2 protein-coding genes and 1 pseudogene are annotated in these 2,305 nt (G+C 73.5%); all 3 read right to left on the bottom strand.

The features are described 5' to 3' along the window. A partial coding sequence (locus FNH08_RS48975) for a COG1361 family protein (RefSeq protein WP_152778389.1) occupies positions 1–766 on the bottom strand: 766 nt, incomplete at its 3' end. A gap of 164 nt (positions 767–930) precedes the next feature. Further along, positions 931–1,689 carry an LPXTG cell wall anchor domain-containing protein gene (locus tag FNH08_RS48970; RefSeq protein WP_152778387.1) on the bottom strand — a complete coding sequence of 253 codons (759 nt, stop codon included), beginning with the start codon at positions 1,687–1,689 and terminating at the stop codon, positions 931–933. A gap of 493 nt (positions 1,690–2,182) precedes the next feature. Continuing rightward, positions 2,183–2,305: pseudogene (locus tag FNH08_RS52845) on the bottom strand (ATP-binding protein); the annotation flags it as partial.

The following is a 2,305-nucleotide window of genomic DNA, read 5'->3' as shown; positions in this document are numbered from 1 at the left end:
CGAGGAAGGCGCCCGCCGCCATCGCCCCGCCCGCGATCCCCGCCACCGCGCCCCACGGCACGAACCGCACGGCCGTCGACCCCGCGTCACGTGCCGTCCCGCCGTCCGCCGTGACCGTCAGCCGTACGTCCACCGCGTCCAGCACGGGCCGGTCGGGCCACGGTTCGCTGAGCCGCACGCGACGCCCCGGCGGCAGTTCGACCGGCAGGGTGCGGGGCGCCCGGTCCAGGAGACGCCGGCCGAAGAGGCCCTCGGCGCGCACCGCGAGGCTCGGGGTCAGTGTGGTGGTACCGCGGTTGACCAGCTCGTACGAGATGCGCTCACCGCGGACGGTGACGTGCTCGACGGTGAGTGCGGGCAACGTCGGTCCGCCGACCCGGAGCCGGAGCCGTACGGTCTTCGACCGGCCGTCGGAGGAGCGGGCGGTGAGAGTGTCCGCGTGGTCGCCCGGAGCGGCGCCGGCCGGGACGTTCACCGTGAAGGGCACCTCCGCGCGCGTGCGGGCGGGCACGTCGACGGTGACCGTGCGCGCGGCGGCCTTGTCGTGTGCGAAGACGACCCAACTCCCCCCGCCCAGCCGCACCCTGAGCGGCTCGGCGGACGGATTGCGCACCGACACCGTGTCCTGGAGGACCGCTCCGGGCGCGCCCTCCGCGTAGAAGGACGGCCGCCCGCCGCCCGACGGCACGACGGACCAGCCGCCGTCGGCCACGGCCGTGGGCGCCATGGCGGCCAGCAGGAGGGCAACGGCAATCAGGACACGCATCGGCGGCTCCAGCGGGACGGTCGGTACGGCTCCGCGGCGGCTCTTGGAGGGCGTCATTCACACGGCGCGCGACTCCCGGCGGGGTGGCGGCTCCCGGCGGGGTGGCGGCTCCCGGCGGGGTGGCGGCTCCCGGCGGGGACTCGTCGACGGTCAGCGGTCGACGGTCAGCGGCGGACCGTCTGGTTCCTGCGGGTCAGCCACAGCACGCCCGCCGCGCCCGCGAGCAGCACCGTGCCGCCGAGGGTGCCGAGGGCGACGGCGGAGTCCTCGGGTCCGGTCTGGGGGAGTTGGCTCCCGGAGCCGCCCGACCCGCCGGAACCGCCCGAGCCTCCGGAGCCGACGGACGCGGAAACGCCCTGGGTCCCGCTCGACGAGCCCGAACCCCCGCCGGCCGCCGTGACGTCGAGGGTGAGCGCCGGTCCGGGGCTGTTGCCGGGTGTGCAGGTCGTGGTCGTGCCGAGCGCCTTGATGGTGAGCACTCCCGGCGTGAAGGTGACCTTGCCGGACTTCTTCGGGGTGTACGTGCCGCTCAGGTCGCTGATCTTGATGGGAGTCTCGGCAGGGATGGCCTCCGCGTTGGCGGGACCGCTCACGTTGAGCGTGCCGGTCTCGGCGCCGCCCAGCTTGATGGTGGCGCTCGGGCTCATCGAGCCCTTGCCCAGCTCCACCGGGCTGGACGAGACGCCCTTCTGCCACGACATGGTGATCTTGTAGCCGCTGCCGCTCTTGACGCCCTTGATGTCGATCGGCGAGACGGCGGACTTGTCACCGATCGGCGTCTTGCAGTTGTACTTCACGTCCACGACGTCGGCCTGGGCCGCGGGGGCGGCCATCAGCACCGCCGAGCCGGCCAGTGCCGCGGCGAACGCGAGCGCGGCGGTTCGTTTCTGGTACGTCCGGTACGACACCTCGGGACCCCACATTCTGACGGAACATCAGATTGGCTCGTCAAGGTACGCCCAGCCCCTTACAAGGGGAAGACAAAGTGTGTGCCGGTTTCATGGTGATGAGCGGTGCCGCGTGGGAGGCGAGAGACGCCTCGCCGGAGGGCCGGGCTGCGCCCCGTCAGGCCGCCCGGGTTGCCTCCGTCAAGAGGTTCGGGGCGCGAGCCGTTTCAGAGCGCCAGGGGGACGCGCCCCATCAGGGGCGCGGGGAACGGCGCGAGCAACCACAGCGGGCCCGCACCCAACAACCAACCCGCAGCCCCGCCAGGGGCGCGGGGAACGGCGCGACAAGCCCCAACGGCCCCGCAGCCAACGAACAACCTGCAGCCCCGCCAGGGGCGCGAGGAACGGCGCGAGCAACCACAACGGGCCGGCACCCAACGAACAACCCGCAACCCCGCCAGGGGCGCGAGGAACGGCGCGACAAGCCCCAACGGACCCGCAGCCAACGAACAACCCGCAGTCACCCGGCTCAACCCAGCGGAGCGCCCGGGCCCCCGACCTCCGCCCACACCGTCTTCCCCGCGGCCCCGGGCGTACGTATGACCCCCCAGTCCAGGCACAGCCGCTGCACGATGAACATCCCGTGCCCCCC

This window comes from Streptomyces spongiae (assembly GCF_009377185.1).
In the GTDB taxonomy this organism is placed as follows: domain Bacteria; phylum Actinomycetota; class Actinomycetes; order Streptomycetales; family Streptomycetaceae; genus Streptomyces; species Streptomyces spongiae.
This window is presented reverse-complemented; position numbering and strand designations above follow the sequence as displayed.

Coding starts and splice junctions, on each gene's coding strand:
- FNH08_RS48970 (WP_152778387.1), bottom strand. CDS start 1,689: ATGTGGGGTCCCGAGGTGTCGTACCGGACGTACCAGAAACGAACCGCC.